The organism is Cytobacillus horneckiae, from assembly GCF_002835735.1.
Classification (GTDB): domain Bacteria; phylum Bacillota; class Bacilli; order Bacillales; family Cytobacillaceae; genus Cytobacillus; species Cytobacillus horneckiae.
Genome location: NZ_PISD01000005.1, coordinates 41,752 through 63,151, shown reverse-complemented (window position 1 = coordinate 63,151; position 21,400 = coordinate 41,752). Strand labels below are relative to the sequence as shown.

Sequence of the window (21,400 nt, the reverse complement as noted above, 5' to 3'; positions counted from 1 at the left end):
TACTTAACCTAATTGATTAAATGAAATCTCTTGTCCATTTTTTAAGCATTGTATTTTTTGAGCAGCCCCTCTATAGCCTCTTCTTGTATGATGAACTATTGCCGTTCTCCCGCTGACGCATATACAACCTGACTCACATTCGAAATAAAACTGCAACTAATTAATCCTGTCAAAGTGAATACTGTCTAAATGAATCGCCATAGCTGTCTCCTATCATTCATATGCGCTAATTTAGATAATTATCCTACAGTTTCAATATGCTAAACAAACCGCAATCAAGCGGAAACATTACTGCAATGAATTTATCGCCTAATAGCAAACCGCTTTAAACAACATCTTCTGTCTTTTATCCACCTTCACCCTCTCTCCCGCTTCTTAACTGGCTGCAACCGCAATTCCTTTTGCTATTATTTCATGCACAGGATCACTCCCTTTCCACTTGCCTGCCCCTCATTTTAATCCCTGATTGTAAATAAATATAAAGGAATTTATAGATAATATTAAAATTAGATCATTAAATTTTTACAAAAATTGGAGCATTGTACCCATTCTCAAAATAGACGGAATATAGTTACTATTAGGATGATTATCCCACTACTCTACAATAAAAGGAGATGGAATTGATTTGAAAAAACAATACAGCCAAATGGGGAAAACATTTGTTGCATTTCTATTGCTGCTTTCAACCTTTGCATTGCCAGGATTTAATCGATCAGCCGATGCAGCGGAAACAAATGGCTTAAAACACAAGTTCACGCATAAGGTTGATTTGCGAATTTTAGGGACAACCGATATACATACCCATTTATATAACTATGATTATTATCAAGACGAAGAAACTAATGAATTCGGGTTGGCGAAAACAGCTACCCTTATAAAAGAAGCGAGAAAAGAAAATAAAAACAATCTTTTATTTGATAATGGCGACCTTATTCAAGGAAACCCTTTAGGAGATTATAAGGCAAAGATTGATCCCCTTCGCAAAGGTGAAAAACATCCAGTTTTTAAAGCCATGTCATTATTAAAATACGACGCAGCAACAGTTGGAAATCATGAGTTTAACTATGGCCTCGATTTTCTTGATGAAGTGTTAAATGATGCACCTTTTCCTTACGTAAATGCAAATGTATATAAAGAAAACAAAGGGAAAGAAAAAAATTACTTTAATCCGTATAAAATTATTAAGAAAATTGTCAAAGACGAACGAGGTATTCCACAGCTATTAAGAATAGGTGTAACAGGTGCGGTTACTCCACAAATTACTCAATGGGATAAAGCTCATTTAGAAGGAAAAGTATATACGAAGGATATTGTCAAATCTGTAGAGGCTGTCATTCCAAAAATGAAACAAGCAGGAGCAGATATTATTGTCGTATTAGCTCATTCAGGAATGGGGGAAGCACAATATTCTGAAATGGCGGAAGATGCAACTTATGCACTTACACAAGTAGATGGAATTGATGCGATTGTATCAGGCCATAATCATAAGCTATTTCCGGGGGATTTTGCCAACCTTCCTGGAATTGATGAAGAAAAAGGAACAATCAATGGCGTGCCTGTTGTCATGCCGGGCAACTGGGGAAGCCACCTTGGCGTCATTGACCTTTCCTTAACAAAGAGCAGAGGCAAATGGGAAGTCACAGGCAGCCAGTCAGAACTAAGAGCTATCTATGATGAAACTGCAAAACAAAGTTTAGCTGAACCAGATCGTTCAATTCTGCGGGCAGTAAAAAAAGAACATGAAGGTACATTGAATTATGTTCGTCAGCCTGTTGGCGAAACAACGGCAGATATTCATAGCTACTTTGCATTAGTACAGGATGATCCTTCCATTCAAATTGTGACAAACGCCCAGGTATGGTATGCAAATAAACAGCTTGCAGGTACAGCTGAAGAAAATACACCTGTTCTTTCCGCTGGTGCACCGTTTAAAGCCGGCGGACGAAATGGCGCAAGCTACTATACGTATATCCCGGAAGGAACTATTGCCATCAAGAATGTATCAGACTTGTATTTATACCCGAATACAATCGCAACAGTAAAAATTAATGGCGCCGATGTAAAGGAATGGCTGGAAATGTCCGCAGGGCAATTTAACCAGATTGATCCAAGCGTGACAGGTGAGCAGCCATTAATTAATAACAGCTTTCCTACTTATAATTATGACGTCATTGATGGTGTCACATATGAGATTGATGTAACAGAGCCTGCTAAATATGACGGCAGCGGTAATATAATAAATGCTGAGGCCAATCGAATTAAGAATCTAGAATTTAATGGAGCGCCGATTGATCTTGAACAGGAATTTATCGTTGTTACAAACAACTACCGTGCAAATGGCCATTTCCCTGGTGTAAGAAACCAGACAGCTCTTGAAATGTATCCGGATGAAAACCGTCAAGTCATCATCGATTATATCTTTGAAAAAGGAACGATCGACCCATCAGCTGATGGAAACTGGACTTTTGCACCGATTGGCAATCATGCCAACCTCACGTTTGAATCGTCTTCTGAGGCAGTTGACAGCATTAAGGAAGGCAGCGGCATTCAATATATTGGTAATGGAAGTAATGGCTTTGGGAAGTATTCTATCCAGTTTCCAACAAATTAACTGAAATAGATTAGCTCCGTACACAATTAGCGATGCGGAGTTTTTTCTATAAAAAAAATAAATTTAACTAGTATTAACATGTATAGAATATATTTGAATTTTTTAAAAGTATGTTATTCTGTTAGATATAGAAATAGTTTTCGCAAAGTCCCATCTTTCTGAATATCTGCTGAGAGGAGCGTTTCCTATAGTATGACATCGCGAGGAAATTTTTCCTTCTTCAATGAAGGAAATTCAATTGAATATATTAATATGCACGAGCTATTGTTGAATATTTCTGATGGATGCTATTATTTAAACAATCAAATGGAGTTTACATTTATTAATAAATCAGGTGAAGCCATTCTTGAAAGATCTAAAGAGGATTTGTTAGGTGCTTGCATTTGGGATATCATTCCAAAATACATAGGGACAGAGATTTTTAAACATTACAATTATGCTTATTCATCACAGAAAACTATTACATTTGAAATAACAATCGAGGAATCTGCTAAAACATTAAAGATAAAAGTTATACCAGATGCAAATGGCATATTAGTGCTTTTTAGCGACATCTCACTGCAAAAAGCCCAGAATGAAAAAGAAATCTATTTTGAAAAGCTGAGAATCATAGGCGAGATGGCTGCTGGAGTTGCCCATGAGGTGCGGAACCCTTTAACCACTGTGAAAGGATTTTTACAGCTTGTTTCACAAAATAAAGAATTGCTGAAGTATAAGGATATCTTCAAGTTAATGATTGAAGAGATTGATAGAGTAAATATAATCATTAGCGAATTTTTGGACATAGCAAAAAATAAGCATAGCAGAATGGAAAAACAGAGCTTAAACACAATTATTCAATCGATCTATCCATTAATGGAAACAAGGGCATTAAAAGAGGATAAGCTTATTCATCTTCAGTTAAATCCGATTCCTGCACTTGAGCTTGATCAAAGTGAAATGAGACAGCTTTTAATCAATTTGGTGAATAATTCACTTGATGCAATGGAAGCAAATAAGTCTGTTCATATTAAGACTTATCTCGCGGAAGGAAAGGTTGTTTTATCTATCAGTGACGAAGGGACAGGCATCCCTGTTCACATGATGGATACGATTTCTACGCCTTTTGTTACTTCCAAGGAAAAAGGGTCGGGCCTTGGGTTAGCTATTTCTTTCGCTATTGCGAAAAGAAACAATGCCATGATAGACTACACATCAGATTCTAGCGGAACAACATTCCATATACGATTTTCTCTTTGAAGCAATTATACAAAAAAGTGGTTATATGCAGATTTAACTATCTCTATCAAAACCACTTTTTATTTTTATTCCCATGTACGTAACTTATTAATTTCCATCTTCTTTTTAAAAGCGTCTTCCAAATCTATATCAAGCTTATTTGCTAGCTCACATACATTCCATACAACATCGTATAGCTCAAGTCCCAATCGCTCTTTAACTTGATCCTTGTCTTCTTCCCATGATAAAGAAAGTACCTCCTTTGCAACTTCACCCACCTCTGTCATTAAAAATAATGTTCTTGCCTCTACAGAAGATTGGTCAAATCCCTTTTCTTTACTAAATGCCTTTACATTCTTTTGTAATTCAGCGATATCAAGCATCTTCTCTCGCTCCTTTTATGTCAATGATTTAATCTATTAAAAAGCCAATAGCTGTTTAAGTGTGAGCACGATGTAAGCTTTATCTCCACACCTTATGCAGCTTATCCGAATAATAAACAATCGCCTTTTTATAATCATGTATGTGCCGATCAGATGAAGTATCTGCCAATGCTTTTAACAGTATTCCCATCGCTCGTTCATATTCCTGCAAATTATACAAGGTCATTGCATAAAAACAGGCTATCGCATTATTTTCAGGAAAAACAGCCAGCGCCTTTTCAAAAATCTGTCTTGATTGTTCGTATGCTCCTAAGGTCCGATATGTACTACCCAAGCCTAAATATGCGCCTGCTAAATCTTCGTCAGGCAAACCAAGTTCTATCGCACGCTCATAATATGGTACTGCCTCGGCTTCTTCTCCTAGCACATCTAAGCTCCATGCACATTGGTATTGAATATTCGCATCATTAGGATGTGTTTTAACAAGCTGCATGAACATTTGATTAGACTCTTTTAAACTTCCGATATTCCTTAAATGGATAGCCTGAGACAATTGTTTATCCAACTCTCTCGCCTCCTTTTTATATAGTTTACCATTATAAAAAGATAAAAGCTGAAGACCACGATTATCGTTTTTTTCTTCCTATTAAGAGCTCCAAGTCTACTGTAATATTTGCAGATGTTTGATTCATAAATTGTTTTATCTTCTCTTCTTTGCCCTTCCAAGCTAATGGCGTCATCGTCACAAGATTGGCTAAATCAAACTGATTCAAGTTTTTAGCATACGACACTCTTTTCGTTTGGACTAAATCAAAATGCCTGTTAAACAGCGAAACCGTTTGCTCATTGGAATATTCGGACTCCTCATATAAAAACGCCCGCAATTCATGCAAATACCTCTCCCCTGGAACGACCTTCACAACCACTCCTTCGGGAGCAAGCATTCTTTTGAATTCCTCATAATTTGATGGAGAGAGTATATTAAGTATCACATCAACAGCTCCGTTACCTATCGGAGACTTCGCTAAATCACCTACAAGCCATATAAGCTCATCATAATTTTTCGCAGCCATCAAGATGCCTTCCTTAGCAATATCAATTCCAATTGCATCGATTTCTTTTGCATTTACTTTATCCACTATTTTCTGCAAATGCGATCCCTCACCACAGCCTAAATCCGCAACCACCTTGTGTCCAGGCATTTGATCAATGATGGCTACAAACTCATCATGAAGCGGCTTATAAAGTTCAGCATCCATAATAATCTGCTGTCTAGCCTGAAACAGCTCTTTACTATAATGACTCTTAACTGCATGAGTAAGTAAATTTAAATACCCCTGCTTCGTAAAGTCAAAATTATGACTTTGGTCGCACACCAAACTTTTTAGCTCAACAACTTTTACCGGGCTTCCGCACAATGGGCATATAAACGCATGCGCCAATTTTTGAATTCTCTTCGCACTATTTATTTTCTTTGACATGAATGAACTTCCTTCCATACTTAAAACTCTATAAGAAAAAAAATCACAGGCTCCCTCCTGTGATCAAAAATAAAATGAGATAATAGTTTAAGTGTATGGAAATTTTTTGCGAAAGTCAAAGAATGGTTATGCTTTAATGACGGCCTCTTTAATAGGTGGTCCATCTTTATAATGGTTTTCATACTCGCGAAAAACAAATGAGAGTCCAGTTATGTTATCTGGCAAAGCCGGTGAAACGATGTACTTATTCGTTGTTTGCCCTGAGGAACCGCTTCCGCTCTCGAGATTTTCTTATAGATTCTCTTAGCTTGTTAAAAAGACCTTCTCCTTTTTTTCCTCGACGGCATGTAGCGCCATTTTGATATCGTGCAAATCATAGTTTGCAACCATATTCATCAACAACAGTTTCTCATTTGCTGCAAGATCAATAATCCGTTCAAAGGTTTTATGCCATGTTCTGATGGATGTATTTCGATTCCAATGTCTCAAATGAAATAGCTTAGCATTTACCCGGCTGGAGATTTCACGCCAATCTACTTGCACGCCTGACAAGAGGCCGATCGTTAAAAATGTGCCTGTAGGCTGCACACATTGAGATAGCAAATTCCCTTCATCGCCACCGATTGAATCAATCGCCGCGTCTGCTCCTCTACCATATGTCAAAGCCATAATCGCTTCAGTTAATGAATGTTTGGATGTATCAATTACGTGGAAAGCACCGAGCTGAAGAAGCCGCTCTGTATAATCTCCATTTCGCACAACTGCGATGAGCCTGCAGCCTATCAGCTTCGTCAGTTGGGCATAAATATGGCCGATCGCTGAACCGCAAGCATTGACTACTAAAGTATCGCCTGCCTTTATCTTTAACACCTCTGTTAAAGTAACCCAGGCGGTAATCGGATTAATATACATTTGCGACGCTGCGGTATCATTTATTGAATCAGGTATTGGGACGGTAAAAGCGGCCGATGTTTTCACAACTTCCTGCCATGTCCCTTCACCGCGCAAAGGCAGCACTCTTTTACCTATTAAATCGGCTGAAACCCGATTTCCTACTTGCTCTACTATGCCAACTCCTTCATATCCAGGAATAGCTGGCAAAGTGATGCGGTGTGCGTAGGAGCCCCTGACAGGAATTAAATCAGATGGGTTAATCGGCCGCAGCTTCATTCTTACCAAAACCTCATAGTCTTTTGGCGCAGACTTATGTTCATATTCAATCCGCAGTACTTCACTTGGATCACCAAACTGATCGTATTTTACACTTGCAGAATTCACAATCATTTCCCCTCAATGTAGATTCTTATTCACATTATATTAAACAATCAATTTATTCATTCTACTCGTTATCGATTATCGTTTCACTCTTATAATAAATCAAATGTAACATCGTAAATCAAAAAAACACAACTCTTAGAAAAGATGAGCTGTGCTTCTTTATTATTCTTGGTTGGTAATTTTCATTCCAAACGGCTTCAGCGAGCCCCTAATTTGAACAGGAGTCCCCTTGCCTTATGATTTTGAAAGAACCATTACACCGCCGCAATGGGAGACTTGTGTAAATGTACTATGGCTGAAATCTGCCATTCGTGGTTTTAATTCTTCAAGTACGAAATAAAACTCATCCTCATCCCAGAATTCTTTACTTCTATCCCTGCACTGATTATGTGCGGCTCTTGTCTGAAATGCGATATCGCCAATAACGATTTTTCCGTTATCATTCAGGCGAAGTAATAAACTTTGTATAAAAGGCACCTTCTCCTCATCAGTTAAATGATGCAGCGCATAGGTACTTATAATAGAATCATATTTTTTCGCTTTTATCGATTCCGGCAATCCTTTAGAAATATCCCATTCAATTAAATTTGCGTCCGGCATCTTCTTTCGAGCTAAGGTAATCATTTCTGATGAAAAATCCAATCCATCTATAAGATGTCCTTGTTCATATAATTGACTCGTTAACACACCTGTTCCAAAACCAATATCAAGAATGGAAGATTGCGGCTGCCGCATCGCTACATTAAACACGATATTTAAAATTTCATTATAGCCTGCAAAAGGATATGTTTTATTATCTTCACTTAATTGAACGGTTTGATCATATTGATTCGCCCATAAATTAAAGCCTTGATTCGTTAACATATTAAAAATGCTCCTCCTATTATAACAGCGGGCATTTTATTTGCTCATTACCCAGCTGATTTTTCTCCATTTATTTTTATAAGGGTGCATTTTGCATTTTTCATCTTCATCCCGTCCTCTTCATTAAGTTACTGCTATTGTATCATTATTTTCGAAAATTGAAATAATTTCTACGCGAGGTTGAGAATGTTTAATATAAATTCAGAATCTTTCTGTGTATATTCTTCTCGTGTGCTGCTAGTTTTTGCTAGCTTCTCCCGCAGGAGTCTCGCGCCACCCGCTCCAATCAACAGCAAATAAAATCAGAGCTTTTAATAACTTTCCCTCTTTCACCATAACTCAATTACATATAAAAGAATGGAAAAATTACGCTATAATAAGATGAGTAACTTAATAGTTCGGGTGGGAGGTTGCTTTCCCTTTGCTCTAAGTCGAAGTTGGAGGGAGGTGACCGCAATGGATGTACTAGTGGATTTACTATTAACTCTTGCTAAGGCAATAATTACTCAATTTGTTGCCTTTCTATTCAGTAAGATTCCTAATAAAAAATCCAAAAAGAAAACCACCCGTAAAAAGACTCCCCAGTCTCGGGTGGTTTCTAAGAGAAACAAGTAATTAAGTAACCTCCCGCCTGGGCGATAAGTTACTAGACAGGGTGTTCACGCATCCTGTCTTTAGTATTATATATCCATTATACCATAATTATTTATAAACTAAACTATTTGAGTTTTCGACTAATATCTTTCAGAAACTGCAAGCTGATTATGTAAAAACCATCTTGAATACGGCAGGTGTCAAGCACCAATATTGAGTGATTATGTTGCGTTATAGACATGATGAATTGGTAATAAAGGAAAGGATTTGTTAATTTGAAAAAGGTATTTTTAGTATTGTTACTGCCTTTCTTTGTATTATTGTCAGCTTGCACCCAAAACCCAAATCAATCTTATGATATTAATGAATTTTTATATGGGTTAAGCGAAAATGAGAGAGCAGAGAGTAGCATCAGGTTTGAAATTGAAATCATTATCCCTGATAACGATAGTAAAAAAATTGATACATTAAGTATTAAACCTATTGTAGGTTCATGGGTAGAAGATAAAGTTAAAGACGTAAACATTAAAGATGTAAAAAATACAGTTAATGAGGATGATAACCTTTTAGAAATCAAAGGTGAAGTGACATTTGATAATGAAGGTCTTAGTAATGATAAATTAGAGGAATTAAATAAAAAAGAGCCAGCTTTCTTAGGAGTATCATTTATTAATGAGGATGAAAAGAAATATGATATTACATTCCAAGAAAATGAAGTAAGTGTTAAAGAAATTGAATAAGATATTTTTTTCATAAAAAGGACTTTAAGTAAAGGTTGTAAAATTACTGCGAATAAAAATGGGTACGCGGGAGTGTAATATAAACTGTGTAAGTAAGGAAAGCGTACGGTTTCTTACTCACACAATTAAGAACTGCCTTTAGTTCCTAAACACTTCTGTACATTCGTTTGATAGGGTCCTGATTGCTTCATATTGATCTACCCTCCTTTAGTTAGCGGAAACTGCACCTCAGTCAGCCATTCGCGCGAATCATTACGATTCCATATTCCATCAATAACGGCTTCTCTTGGGTTATCAGCCAATTCGTATTGATTATGCGCCAGCCAATCAAATAGAATCGCATATGTTTCACCAATCGTTTCATATGGGCCGCGGTGAAGAAGGCAGGCTGCCATAGGTACTTCTTCTATTTCTTTAAAAATTAAGCCATTTTGATTTTTCTTCATTTCTGTTACGGCTTCACAAATTTCAAAATCAATATTCTCTTCTTTATATTTCCCATCATGTATAATTTGGAAGCAATATTGAATTGGGTCAACTTTGCAGCCGACTGCAATCATTTTCTCGCCCATTTTCGGAACAACTTCAAATAAGGCCTGATAATTAGGCAGTATATATCTAGTAGAAGCAACAATCACTTGCGGGAGACTTTTGATAAAGATTTGCGGTGTATATTCTTGCTTTTCCAAGTAATAGTCAGCTTGAGCAATCTTCTCGTTTATCTTTTTAGACTGCTCTTGCAGTTCTGTCCGTTTTTTTTCAATCATGCGGCTGACTGTTTTTGTTTCGATAGCCTCCTTGATTTCTGCAATTTTAAAGCCCATTTGCCTTAATGCCATGACTTCATGAAGCGTTACAATCTGCGCACTGCTATAATAACGATAGCCTGTCTTATTATCTACATGTGCAGGTTTGAGAATGCCTGCACGATCATAATATCTTAATGTTTTAATCGTTATCCGATTCATTTTCGAAAAAATGCCAATGGAATACATAGGTTTTCTCCTTTCAAAAAGGAAGCAATTAAGCTTCCTTACATTATTCCCATTTAAAAAATTTTATAGATATGATTAGACATACAATGGCTGTGAGAATGAGTACTGTCAAACTAAAGGTAAGATTTGCCAGCTGATTAAGCGCAATTCCTTTTAATAATTCAATGCCATGGGTAAGAGGGAAGATTTTTACAATCGACTGAAGAAAGCTTGGCATGATCTCAAACGGAATCGTTGCGCCGGATAGTAGAAACATCGGAAAGTAGAGCGCACTGCTGATCGCACCGGTCGTCTTTTCACTTGGCGACAGACTGGCGATGATGAGTCCGATGCTATGAATCGCTGCCATAACAAGTAAATAACCAGCGATAAACTTTAGAGGAGAGCCAATGAAGTTCATCCCATAACCGAACTTTGCGACCGCAAATACCATCAGCATAGAAGAAATGCTTAAAGAGAAACAATAGCTCACATGAGCAAAAAGGAGAATCATCGGACTAATGGGTGTCACTTTATATCGTTTGAGAACCTTTTGCTCTCTGTAGGAGGAAAGTGATAATGGCAAACTCATGAGGCCGGTTGCACATAATCCAATTGTTGCAATGGCCGCAAATGAGAGATTCAGCTCCTCGTTCGAATAGGCAAACATTCCCATTAACGCCATTAAAACAGCCGGCAAGATTAAACCGAAAATAACCGAGGACATTTCTCTGAAGGATAATTTAATTTCTGCCTTATATAATAACCAAAAAGTATTCATTGAACATCCCCCTCAATTAAATGGATAAATGCTTCGTCCATGTTTTTCGTACCTGTACAAGCAAGTACCTCTTGAACCGTTCCCGACACAAGCGTTTGTCCATTTTTTAGCACAAGTAGCTCATCACATAAGTTTTCGACCTCATCCATGAAATGTGATGTAAGAAAAATTGTCACACCCGTTTCCTTTAATTTTTCAAGTGTTCGCCATACTTCCCGTCTAGCTAGCGGATCAAGTCCTGTAGTCAGCTCATCAAGGAAAATCACTTCTGGTTGCCCCATCATCGCCAATAAAATGCAGAGCTTTTGCCGCTCTCCGCCTGAAAGCTCAGTCACTTTTACCTTTTCACGATGACTGAGACCAAATGCTTGCAGCTGCTCACGCCAGTTCATTGGATGCTTGTAAAGTGAATGCGTAATCTCACAAATCTCCTTCATCTTCAGCCCTTTTTGAAAAGCATTTTCCTGAAACTGAACGCCGACTTTTTCGAAAAGCTGCTTGCGATTGGCGGCTGGATCGCACCCTAGAATAGTCACTTCACCGGTATCCGGCTTTTGTGTACCAAGAATGCAGTCAATCGTAGTCGATTTCCCTGCGCCATTATGTCCAAGCAGGCCAAAAATGGTGTCCTTTTTTACTTTTAGCGATAAATGATTGACAGCCGTATGACCGTCGAATGACTTTGTTAAGCCTGAAACTTCTATTGCGTTTTCCATCGTTTTATGACCTCCTTTTTTTGTCGAACTTTAACAGTGTAAAAGCTCCTGTTAGGGGAGAGTCAATGAGTGGTTTTGAGTTTTTAAAGAATTTCTTGATAAATTAAGGAGTGTGATTATTTACTCGTATCTTCCTTACCTTATCAGCCGTCTTTCTCCAGTTTTCTGTTATACTAAGACATAAAAAAAAACACCTCTCCCAAAGGAAAGGTGTTCCGATAATTTAAATTAAAATGCTGCAGTCCATCCTGCGTCTGCAGTGATCACTGTACCGTTGACAAAGCTTGAATCATCTGATGCAAGGAATAGCGCGACTTGTGCAATTTCTTCAGATGTTCCTGTACGCGGCATTACTGCTTGAGCAAGCTGAGTACGGCTCATTCCAAATGCATTTGGCTGTTTAAGCGATGATGCAATATTTGTCTGTACTCCGCCCGGTGCAATTGCATTACAGCGAATGCCTTCCTTTGCATACATGAAGCCTGTGTTTTTAGTTAAACCTACAACTGCATGCTTGGACGCACCGTAAGCAGCGCCTGCGTGTGCACCGTTAAGCCCGCCAGTGGAAGCCGTATTAACAATGACGCCTTTACCTTTTTCCAAGAAAATTGGGATGGCTTTTCTTGTTGCACGCATCACACCTTTTGTATTGATATCAAAAATTAAATCCCATTTTTCATCCGTAATATCTCCAACTGGTTCAAATGCATCCATGATGCCAGCATTATTTACTAAAATATCCAAAGTGCCAAATTCACTTACAGCGGTATCTACCATTGCTTCGATGTCTTCCAGCTTAGCAATATTCACCTTTACAGCCTTTGCCGTGCCGCCTGCATTGGTAATTCCCTCCGCCACTGCTTCTGCACCTTCGATATTAAGGTCAGCCACAATGACTTTTGCGCCTTCTTTTGCATAAAGTTCAGCAATGGCTTTGCCCATACCAGAAGCTGCACCTGTTACAATCGCTACTCTATCTTGTAATTTCATGATAAAAGACCCCTTTCCCTTGGAAATAAAATACAAACTCAAGATGAAGCGCTATCATTTGTACTACTTTAGTTTAATCTTCTATAATTTGAGTAACAATATGCAAATCGTTCGCAAAATGTACATTAATCGATATTTTCATATCAATTTGTACAATATTAAAAATTAATAGACATATGGGACGTGTTTTGTTCATGAAAAATGACAGAAGAATTAGCAAGTCAAAAAAAGTGCTAAAAGACGCATTAATCTCATTAATGCGAGAAAAGGATTTTAAAAAAATAACGATAACGGATCTTGTTCAGCGGGCAGATTTAAACCGCGGTACATTTTATAAACATTTTCAAACGAAAGAAGAACTGCTGGATGAATTAATTGATGATGTGATGGAGGACTTAATTTCCTCATATAGAGCACCGTATTTGCGCACTGACCAATTTAGCATCAATGAACTTACCACTACAACGGTAAAAATCTTTGAACATGTTGCTTCCTATTCTGAATTTTATAGTATGATCGTTAATTCCAATGTTCTTCCTGGCTTCCAGGACCGCATCATTCATGTCTTTACACAGTTAACGAGCCAAGAGATTATAATGGATCAAGTAAATGAAAGAATTAATAGCGAACTGCTTACAAGCTATAACGTATATGCACTCTTTGGTTTGATTGTTTCTTGGGTAAAGGGCGGTTTTAAGTATACTCCGGCACATATGACCGAGCAATTAATCGAAATCCTTTCTTATTCCTCTAACAGAGCAAATATTCATATAAAAAGAGTCGATAATACTGAACTTAAAAAATAACGCTTCTGCTTTGAGCAGAAGCGTTATTCGTTAAAGATTAAATAGGATACCCACTAAAGAGTAAATGATTACCGTGGAAAACAACACTGTCATATGAATCAATGAATAGAAGAACAATGCGTTTGCCCACTTGCCTGGGTCCATTTTTTTATATCCATAAATGCTTAAAACCAGCCAGCCGATACTTAACAATAACGCGACTAACGTCAGTCCCGGGCTTAGCGGCCAGAATAAAAAGCTAGTTAAGATTAACAGAACCAAGTATACATTTGTCTGCAAATAAGTTCTTCTTATCCCTTTCACTACAGGAAGCATTGGCACATTTGCCGCTTTATAATCATCATGCTTGCGGATTGCAATCGCATAAAAATGGGGCATTTGCCAAATAACTTGAATAACGAAAAGTCCTAGAATCGCAGGATGAGTAATATCCGGATGAATCGCTGCCCAACCAATTAATGGCGGCATCGCACCAGAAATACTGCCTACCTCAGTATTATAAACCGTCCTTCTTTTTGTCCACATCGTATAAGGAACGACATAAAAAAACCACCCCAGAAAGCCTAACAACGCAGCAAGCGGAGTTGTCATTGCAAGCGCGGCTATTCCCAGAACACCCATTACAATCGCCAGAGCCAAAGCTGTTTTAGCGGAAATTTCACCTGTAACAGTCGGTCTGTTCTTCGTTCGATCCATAATCGAATCGATATCGCGATCATATAGATTATTAAATGCACCGGCAGAGCCTATGATTAATATTGAACCAATCAAGGCAAAAATAACCTCTGGAATTTTATCAAAAATCCCATAGCCATACGTATATAAAGCGAGCGTCAAACCTGCAAACATAGGAAAAAGATTGGATTTTATTATCCCAGTCTTTACTGTCGCAGCGAATATCTTAGTCACAGGCTGACGTGTTTGCTGTACAGAATTATTCATGCTGATACCATTTTCCATAACACAAGGAACTTTCCCTTCCGTATTGTATTTCTATTATATTGTAACACTTTATATAGGATTTTATCTCTCCTTGCGAACCTTTCACAATTTATTCAAAAATATTACAGATAGCCCTTTAATCGAAGAGCAAATGGTTGACGATTGTAAAACCTCACTATTCCAGTTCGCATAAAGAACAAATAAAAAATAATCAACCCTTTCCATTATAAAGATGCTGTTTGCTTTTTACTAGGACTGATTGCAGAAAAGTTTCTTAGGCTTTAACGATATGCGCCAACTAAAAGAAACCCAGGTCCTAATTCAGACCTGGATTCATCGTATTTATAACCGTTCCGTAAATTTCTCCAATAACACTGCGTGATGCTCATTAAAAAAGCTATTATCTACCTTTCAGCTCTTTTCACCACGCGGATGGTTTCGGAGCGCGCTCAAGATTACAGTAGTCTCCATCCATCGCTTTTTATATCCATTTCACATATTCATCAGCCAGTTTTTGCAATTCATTGATATATTGACTCGCATGATAACCATCACAGACTGCGTGATGCATTTGCAAAGAAACTGGCAGAAAAATTCGCGACTCTTTTCTTATAAACTTTCCTGCAGTAAAAATGGGCAATAAATAATTACCGTGATTCATGATATTTAAATTAAATCCCGTAAAACTTACCCAAGGAATCATCGACACCGGAAAGGAATTCGAAGGGATTGGTTTCTTAGGAAACAGTTCCTCTTTTCCTTCATACGCTCTTATGTCTTCAATCACCTTTTGATGAAAGGTTCTGAAGCACTCGGAATGCTCCGTCCAAATGCTTGCGAAAGTTTTTGACTTCTCATTAAATATTGTATAGCTCGCCACCATGCTCGACCAATAGCCCAGTTCCACATCTTCATTAAAACACGTTCTATATTCATCATGATTATTTACTACTTTTGTCAGCATATAAAGCAAGGCAGGATAAAACTTAAATTTGTGCGATTTCAGATGGAAATATAATGGTGTGATATCTATTTCGCTTGTTATACTAAAAGTAGTCTCCTGTGCTAAATAATAATCAAAATATGGTTTTCTTTTCCAGTCATTTTGGTTAATTAAATTGAATTTCATCGTTAGCCTCCTAAAATTTAAAATCTGTATTTAGGAGGCCACATCCACTGCTCTTATCACCATCATCAGCCCTTAATTTTTATTTTATTACTCGGAATCATGCTGAAATGATCAATCACTGTCATTATCAAACTATCTTCCAGGAGCACCTTATGAACATATTATATGCCATCGTTATCATCATTTTACTGTTATCCGTTGTTTTTACACTTATTATGCTCACCGGAAAAAGCGATGACCATTTTAATTAAAATGACAATTCACTCTTCTCGGGCACTGTTCGTCACTTTACTTTCCCAATAAATAGAGTTGTATCACTAGTATTTTCTCCTCTAGAGTAAATCTCCTTGCCTTTTTCAAAAATGCACCCCTATCATTAAATTACTTTCATTTTTTTACTATCTATCCCTTCACTCACTTCACCGATGGGACAGGAGCAATGGTATAGATGAGGGATATCGATGAGGTTGTGTTTTATCAATAGAAAGGAGTGGCTCAAATTAGGCAGCCACTCTTTTTCTTACTTTCTTAAAGGATGATACGGCCTTAAATCTACATCGATTTTACTTTCGAGCGCGATTTCACCAGCAAGCACACCAACATATGGCCCCATCGTGATGCCGGAAGGCCCAAGTCCTGTAGAAATGATAATATTTTCTAATTTATCGATCGTACCAAGGAGCGGCAATACATCAGGTCCCATCGGTCTAAATCCGATTCTCATTTGATGGATCGTGCTATCTGCAAGTCCAGGAGCCATTTCGAGGCCAGCATCAATGACTTCTTTTACTCCACTTGCAGTGAGCCGATAATCAAATCCTGTTCCAGTTTCCCTTGTTGCACCTACAACCACGCGGGAATCATCAAAGGCCAGCATATAATAACTACTATGTGGAATAACAACTGGCCACTCGCTTGTGTCCTCATTCGCTACTGAAAAATGAATAATCTGGCCTCGCTGCGGCTCAATTTGCAGGTTTATCCCGTATGGAGATAATAGCGCTTTTGTCCAAGCACCTGCTGTAAGAATCACTTTATCAGCAAAAATCTCTTTTCCATCAACTTTAACGCCAGTGACTTTGTCATTAGAGACGATAAGCTCAGCCTCTCCTTGGCAATAGGTTAAGCCATATTTTTTTGCTGCTCTTTGCATTGCATCACGCAAGCTCCTGCCGTCCACCCGAGCTCCACCAGAAACATAGACAGCTTGAAGCTCATCATCTAGCAGCGGAAAACGTTTGCTTGTTTCCTCTGCCGATAAGCGCTTAACCGTGCCAACTTCCGGCGTATCGTTTCTTCTCGCTAATGCTTGCTGCTCAAAGCGGCTCAGTTCATCTTCATTCTTACTCACCGCAATTGCACCTACCAATTTATATCCGAAATCTTCTTCACCATCATTTTTAAGTGCTTCTATTAATTGTGGATAATACAATGCCCCTCGTCGTGCAATCGTATACCAATCCTCATTTTCGACACTGGAGATCCATGGGCAAACAATACCGGCACCTGCTGCAGTTGCTTGACCTTGATGGCCTTGATCCACAACTATGACTTCTATTCCTTTTCTAGCAAGATGATAAGCTGTGCTTGAACCTACGATTCCAGAACCGACAACTATGATTTTCATATTAAATCAATCCCTTAATTTGTTTAAAATGAGTAATACATACAATAATTATAATATACACTATTTTCAAACAACAATAAGAACGCCTTAATCTGGTTGTTTGTTAAGCTCACTAATATAAGCAAAAGAGAAGAAATCAAAGTTAACACAGTTCGTGTTATATAACCTTATATCATTTCATCATTGCTGACAAAAAAGGTCGTGATAATAAAAATAAGCAAAGATTGCATAAGCAGTTTAATAGAATTTAGTCTGTACCTATCACCACAATATAAAAAATCTGTTTTTTCTAGAATGATTGTCAATTAATCTTCCTAAGTAAGGTATGATGCTAAGCAGAATCATCACGAAAATCGTTAAATATCCAAATAAAATTGCCTGTTCCGATCATTGATACAAGATTCGCCGCTAATAAGCGTTTTAAATTTACCATATTTTTCTACTTATATAAAAATGACTTGTTGCCTTTATTTTATAAATACAGATAAATACAAGGGACATTCAAATGATTGAGTCCTTCTCCAGACAAAATAAGAAAACCTGCCGCATGTGCAGGTTTTCTTATAAATCCTTTAAAAATAATACTCTATCCTGTCCAATCCCATCATAATTAGAATAGACAGATAGGCCGTCCACGACCTTATCCCCTGTTTCTATCATAAATCCCATTTTATTATGAAAGGAGATGGATGTTTGATTGATTGGCGAAGTGACAGCTCTTACTCTTGTTATCCCTCTCAATTGCACCTCTTTGAAAAATGTTTCATAAAGCTTTTTTCCAATGCTAGCGCTGCGAAATTCCGGATGAACGCCAACAAAATGGATATAAGCTTCTGTGGGCTTTGACTGGGAAAGGAACCCAATTAAAAATCCAATGTATTCTCCATCCTTTTCTGCAATAAAGCTCGTATCATTAAAATGATCAAAAAACAGCTTAGGCAGCATATCCATCATCTGCCTGCCGCCCCACCAGTCATTAATAACTGGTGCTATATAGTAATAATCTTCTGCTATTACATTTCGGATTCGCATCGCCTTTTAAACGCTTGTCTTCATTTTATTTTCTAACACTGTGAATAAATGGCCCAATGCATCCTTTGGAATAGATTGATAATTATCCCCAAGGCTTAGCTCAAAATACACTTGATTGCCTCTTTCCTGTACTTTAGCAGTGAGACCAATGGTGGTTTCTTCGTGTATTTCTGCGATAAAGGCTTCAGCCTCCTCTTTCTTTAAGGGAAGATGAACATGAAACATATTTGAAACGGGCTCTGCGGGGATGGTAGTCACTCCATTACAGGCATTGAATGATTTAGCCAATTCCTTTGCCGAGACATAATAGTCTGCCATTTTATCCTTCCTTTTTTCATAAAAATGGTCAGCTGGAATGATATATGGATAAAGGCAAATGAGATCGCCTCCATGCCGGCGCTTCCATACTCTTGCCTGATTGACAAAAGACTCTTCACCGGCTAATATAGCGCCTGCGATTCCGCCAATTCCTTTATAGAAAGAAAGATACACACTATCAAATAATTTACTGACTTCTGAAGCAGTTTTCTTATAGTATGGAAGTACCTCTAATAATCGGGCGCCATCTAGATGTAACCGAATTCCCTTCTCACGGCAATAGGCAGAGATTTTCTGAAGCGTTTCAAAGCTCGGCAGCCGTCCGCCAAGCTCACGTTGCGGCAGTTCTAATAATACGGCAGAAACACCATCATCTATATTTATTAGATCATCCATTTCAATGACTCTCGTTTCATCTGCCAAATGAGTCACTTCAAAGTGATGCAGCTTCCTCGGACCATCTTCTTCATGTATTTCCAGATGGCATAAAGGATGATAGGCAATTTTCCTCGAACCCTTTTCATCGCACCAAATGCGCAAGGCAGCTTGCTGAGCCATTGTTCCGCTTGGGAAAAAGACTGCTCTTTCTTTTCCTAATAATGCTGCTATCTTCCTTTCAAAACTTTCTATCACGTGACCTTCTCCATAAATATCGCTATCCATTTCCCCATCGACTTGATCGAAAGCCTCTTTCAAAACTTCAATATTGCGTTTGCCATGACCAGCTAATTGATATTGAGTCTGTTTATAAGAATCTGCAAGCTTCATTTTTTCACCTTCATCCTTTTTCTGAATGTTCGTAATTAATATAACACAAATATGATGCAGATTAGATTATTTTAATGAACGCTTGCTGACAACAGAAAATTCCTTTGCAAAGGATTGAAGAATATTAATTAATTGTTGCGACATTTCATCTGCTGAAAGGGAGTAGCCGGTTTTAATCCAATTCATAATCAAGCCAGCTGTTCCATGGGCCATATATAATTTATGTGCTGCATGGTTTATATCCTTCTTATTAACTGGTGAAAGAATGAAGCTTTCTTCCAAAACTTCATATATTGCCAAAGGCAAATCTTTATATAAGCCGGGAATAGTATCATTTTTAAGATACAAATTAAAAAAAGCCTGATTGTCAAATATAAAATGAGTTAATTCAAAAGATGTCGGTCCCATGTCCGTTATATTAATGGTTTTGCCTTTTTCATATTTGCTTATGCTTTTTTCCTTAATGCGTGCAAACATTTCGAATTGCAATTCCTCGGCAAGGCACTGTTTATCATGATAATACAAATAAAAAGTTGTGCGGTTATACTTCGCCCGTTTAATCATATCGGTAACCGTCACATGACTATAACCTTTTTCATTCACAAGAGCGATAAATGCTTGTTTTAAATGGCTCTTTGTTCGTTCACCTTGCTTGGATATTTTACTTGAATGCTCAATCATGTATTTTTTCCTCCTGAAATGAACACTTTATGAGAATATGTTGATTGTATCGACACTCTCAATTTTTTTACTGATTGAAGGGCTTCATGTATACAATTAAACTTATTTTGAGGTTAAAAAAACCTTATCATAATATACAATAAAGGGGTAGTATACATTATGAAACGCTTTGAAGATAAAGTTGTTATTATTACTGGCGGTGGATCTGGCCTTGGGAGAGCATCTGCTAGTCAAATTGCTAAAGAAGGAGCAAAGCTTGTCCTTGTAGACTTGAATAAAGCTGCATTGGAAGAGAGCAAATCTGGCATTCTCTCTGAAACTCCTTCAGCAGTAGTTGAACTGGTAGAAGCGAATGTAGCTGAAGAAAAAGAAGTAGAAAAGTTTGTGAACTTTACGATTGATAAATTCGGTAAAATTGATGGCTTCTTTAATAACGCAGGTATTGAAGGAAAACAAAATTTAACAGAAGACTTCGGTATTGATGAATTCAATCGCGTTGTAAATATTAATTTAAATGGTGTATTCTACGGCATGAAACATGTATTAAAAGAAATGAAAAAACAAGGATTCGGTTCTATCGTCAATACAGCTTCTGTCGGAGGAATCCGCGGGGTAGGAAATCAATCAGGATACGCAGCAAGTAAACATGGCGTTGTTGGTTTAACGAGAAACTCCGGTATCGAATACGGTCAGTACGGTATTAGCGTTAAAGCCATTGCTCCAGGTGCGATCATGACGCCAATGGTAGAAGGGTCTCTTAAACAAATTGGCGGGGACAACTGGGAAGAAGCGGGCAAAGAGTTTGTCAGTGTCAATCCTATGAAACGCTTTGGTAAACCTGAAGAAGTGGGATACTTAGTTGCATTTCTGCTATCAAATCATGCAGACTTTATCAACGCAACGGTTATACCGATTGACGGCGGACAATCGTACAAATATTAATTTTGATTATGAGCGGCTCCTTGCCGCTCGTTTTTATTATGTTATAGATAATAGCTCATCACGATGAGCTCTCCGCTTGGCCCCATCGTCCTTTTGCCTTCATCTGCAAACCCGCACTTTTTATACAACCTTTGTGCTGCTATATTCCTTACATTTACCGCTAACACAATTTCATTAACTCCAGGGAAATGACTTTTAATAAAGGGTGGAAGAAGCTGCAAAGATTGTGAAGCATACCCTTTCCCCTGTTCCCTGGTATCTGTCGAAAATGCGCGAATTAAAATGGCTTTTTCATTATTAGTATATGGCTTAACCCCCTCATTAATATGAAGAACAAAAAAAGTAACCAGCTTATCATTTTCTAATGCAAGTATGGGGTAGCGTCCTAAGTCTTTCTCTGCTTTTAATATTGATTCTTCCGGTGTGCCAGTAAACATGAGCTGGTCTTCAGTCAGCTGATACGTTTGAATGATTGGATTATACGATTGATCATAGATGATAAGTTCCATTTATGTCTCCCTCACA

Annotated in this window: 22 protein-coding genes; 6 read left to right on the top strand and 16 right to left on the bottom strand. The window is 37.8% G+C overall.

Going from position 1 to position 21,400, the window contains the following annotated elements; all coding sequences use genetic code 11:
- Positions 1 to 625: 625 nt before the first annotated feature.
- Together CWS20_RS01585 and CWS20_RS01580 are read left to right on the top strand one after the other, a co-directional pair.
- Positions 626 to 2,611, top strand: a complete 1,986-nt coding sequence (locus CWS20_RS01585; protein ID WP_241504123.1) for a bifunctional 2',3'-cyclic-nucleotide 2'-phosphodiesterase/3'-nucleotidase — start codon at positions 626 to 628, stop codon at positions 2,609 to 2,611.
- 192 nt (positions 2,612 to 2,803) lie between these two features.
- Positions 2,804 to 3,850, top strand: coding sequence for an ATP-binding protein (locus tag CWS20_RS01580; RefSeq protein ID WP_066193714.1), 1,047 nt, complete (start codon positions 2,804 to 2,806; stop codon positions 3,848 to 3,850).
- A 65-nt stretch (positions 3,851 to 3,915) separates the two neighbouring features.
- On the opposite strand, the gene CWS20_RS01575 is transcribed toward CWS20_RS01580, so the two are convergent.
- From CWS20_RS01575 to CWS20_RS01555, 5 genes are all read right to left on the bottom strand, one after another.
- Entirely contained in the window at positions 3,916 to 4,212 is a 297-nt protein-coding gene (locus CWS20_RS01575; protein ID WP_066193712.1) for a MazG nucleotide pyrophosphohydrolase domain-containing protein, read from the bottom strand.
- Between the two features lie 79 nt (positions 4,213 to 4,291).
- Positions 4,292 to 4,777, bottom strand: a complete 486-nt coding sequence (locus tag CWS20_RS01570; RefSeq protein WP_066193709.1) for a tetratricopeptide repeat protein — start codon at positions 4,775 to 4,777, stop codon at positions 4,292 to 4,294.
- Positions 4,778 to 4,838: 61 nt separating this feature from the next.
- Positions 4,839 to 5,693, bottom strand: coding sequence for a putative RNA methyltransferase (locus CWS20_RS01565; protein ID WP_066193708.1), 855 nt, complete (start codon positions 5,691 to 5,693; stop codon positions 4,839 to 4,841).
- 303 nt (positions 5,694 to 5,996) lie between these two features.
- Entirely contained in the window at positions 5,997 to 6,971 is a 975-nt protein-coding gene (locus tag CWS20_RS01560; RefSeq protein WP_411814298.1) for a zinc-dependent alcohol dehydrogenase family protein, read from the bottom strand.
- A 234-nt stretch (positions 6,972 to 7,205) separates the two neighbouring features.
- Positions 7,206 to 7,835: a class I SAM-dependent methyltransferase gene (locus CWS20_RS01555; RefSeq protein WP_066193702.1), complete on the bottom strand. Its 630-nt coding sequence runs from the start codon at positions 7,833 to 7,835 to the stop codon at positions 7,206 to 7,208.
- A gap of 456 nt (positions 7,836 to 8,291) precedes the next feature.
- On the opposite strand from CWS20_RS01555, the gene CWS20_RS27850 reads away from it, so the two are divergent.
- Positions 8,292 to 8,450, top strand: a complete 159-nt coding sequence (locus CWS20_RS27850) for a hypothetical protein (RefSeq protein ID WP_157090503.1) — start codon at positions 8,292 to 8,294, stop codon at positions 8,448 to 8,450.
- Between the two features lie 254 nt (positions 8,451 to 8,704).
- Positions 8,705 to 9,169 (top strand): hypothetical protein, encoded by a 465-nt coding sequence (locus CWS20_RS01550; RefSeq protein WP_066193700.1) that lies wholly within the window; start codon positions 8,705 to 8,707, stop codon positions 9,167 to 9,169.
- Positions 9,170 to 9,366: 197 nt separating this feature from the next.
- Here the strand turns inward: CWS20_RS01550 and CWS20_RS01545 are convergent, their stop codons facing one another.
- The 4 genes from CWS20_RS01545 to CWS20_RS01530 all read right to left on the bottom strand — a co-directional run bounded on the left by CWS20_RS01545 (position 9,367) and on the right by CWS20_RS01530 (position 12,630).
- Positions 9,367 to 10,164, bottom strand: a complete 798-nt coding sequence (locus CWS20_RS01545; protein WP_066193697.1) for a MerR family transcriptional regulator — start codon at positions 10,162 to 10,164, stop codon at positions 9,367 to 9,369.
- Positions 10,165 to 10,207: 43 nt separating this feature from the next.
- On the bottom strand, positions 10,208 to 10,924 hold the full coding sequence (locus tag CWS20_RS01540; RefSeq protein ID WP_066193694.1) for an ABC transporter permease: 717 nt from the start codon (positions 10,922 to 10,924) through the stop codon (positions 10,208 to 10,210).
- Complete coding sequence (locus CWS20_RS01535; RefSeq protein ID WP_066193692.1) at positions 10,921 to 11,640, bottom strand: ABC transporter ATP-binding protein; 720 nt, start codon at positions 11,638 to 11,640, stop codon at positions 10,921 to 10,923. Before CWS20_RS01535 ends, CWS20_RS01540 begins: the two co-directional genes overlap by 4 nt.
- Before the next feature lie 228 nt (positions 11,641 to 11,868).
- On the bottom strand, positions 11,869 to 12,630 hold the full coding sequence (locus tag CWS20_RS01530; protein ID WP_066193689.1) for an SDR family oxidoreductase: 762 nt from the start codon (positions 12,628 to 12,630) through the stop codon (positions 11,869 to 11,871).
- A gap of 194 nt (positions 12,631 to 12,824) precedes the next feature.
- Between CWS20_RS01530 and CWS20_RS01525 the strand changes: the two genes are divergently transcribed.
- Positions 12,825 to 13,436, top strand: a complete 612-nt coding sequence (locus CWS20_RS01525) for a TetR/AcrR family transcriptional regulator (RefSeq protein WP_066194318.1) — start codon at positions 12,825 to 12,827, stop codon at positions 13,434 to 13,436.
- A 30-nt stretch (positions 13,437 to 13,466) separates the two neighbouring features.
- Here CWS20_RS01525 and cyoE read toward each other — a convergent pair whose 3' ends face one another.
- From cyoE to CWS20_RS01495, 6 genes are all read right to left on the bottom strand, one after another.
- Positions 13,467 to 14,378 carry a heme o synthase gene (gene cyoE / locus CWS20_RS01520; RefSeq protein WP_066194314.1) on the bottom strand — a complete coding sequence of 304 codons (912 nt, stop codon included), beginning with the start codon at positions 14,376 to 14,378 and terminating at the stop codon, positions 13,467 to 13,469.
- A 481-nt stretch (positions 14,379 to 14,859) separates the two neighbouring features.
- Positions 14,860 to 15,507: a type A chloramphenicol O-acetyltransferase gene (catA, locus tag CWS20_RS01515; protein WP_066193687.1), complete on the bottom strand. Its 648-nt coding sequence runs from the start codon at positions 15,505 to 15,507 to the stop codon at positions 14,860 to 14,862.
- Between the two features lie 520 nt (positions 15,508 to 16,027).
- Entirely contained in the window at positions 16,028 to 17,134 is a 1,107-nt protein-coding gene (locus CWS20_RS01510; RefSeq protein ID WP_066193685.1) for an NAD(P)/FAD-dependent oxidoreductase, read from the bottom strand.
- A 561-nt stretch (positions 17,135 to 17,695) separates the two neighbouring features.
- Positions 17,696 to 18,166 (bottom strand): GNAT family N-acetyltransferase, encoded by a 471-nt coding sequence (locus CWS20_RS01505; protein WP_066193682.1) that lies wholly within the window; start codon positions 18,164 to 18,166, stop codon positions 17,696 to 17,698.
- A 6-nt stretch (positions 18,167 to 18,172) separates the two neighbouring features.
- The gene (locus CWS20_RS01500) at positions 18,173 to 19,252 is read right to left on the bottom strand and encodes a threonine aldolase family protein (protein WP_066193678.1); all 1,080 of its coding nucleotides are present in this window, start codon (positions 19,250 to 19,252) and stop codon (positions 18,173 to 18,175) included.
- Between the two features lie 66 nt (positions 19,253 to 19,318).
- Entirely contained in the window at positions 19,319 to 19,933 is a 615-nt protein-coding gene (locus CWS20_RS01495) for a TetR/AcrR family transcriptional regulator (protein WP_066193674.1), read from the bottom strand.
- A gap of 159 nt (positions 19,934 to 20,092) precedes the next feature.
- On the opposite strand from CWS20_RS01495, the gene CWS20_RS01490 reads away from it, so the two are divergent.
- Complete coding sequence (locus tag CWS20_RS01490) at positions 20,093 to 20,875, top strand: SDR family oxidoreductase (protein ID WP_066193673.1); 783 nt, start codon at positions 20,093 to 20,095, stop codon at positions 20,873 to 20,875.
- A 41-nt stretch (positions 20,876 to 20,916) separates the two neighbouring features.
- Here CWS20_RS01490 and CWS20_RS01485 read toward each other — a convergent pair whose 3' ends face one another.
- Positions 20,917 to 21,384 carry a GNAT family N-acetyltransferase gene (locus tag CWS20_RS01485; protein ID WP_066193669.1) on the bottom strand — a complete coding sequence of 156 codons (468 nt, stop codon included), beginning with the start codon at positions 21,382 to 21,384 and terminating at the stop codon, positions 20,917 to 20,919.
- Between the last annotated feature and the right edge of the window lie 16 nt (positions 21,385 to 21,400).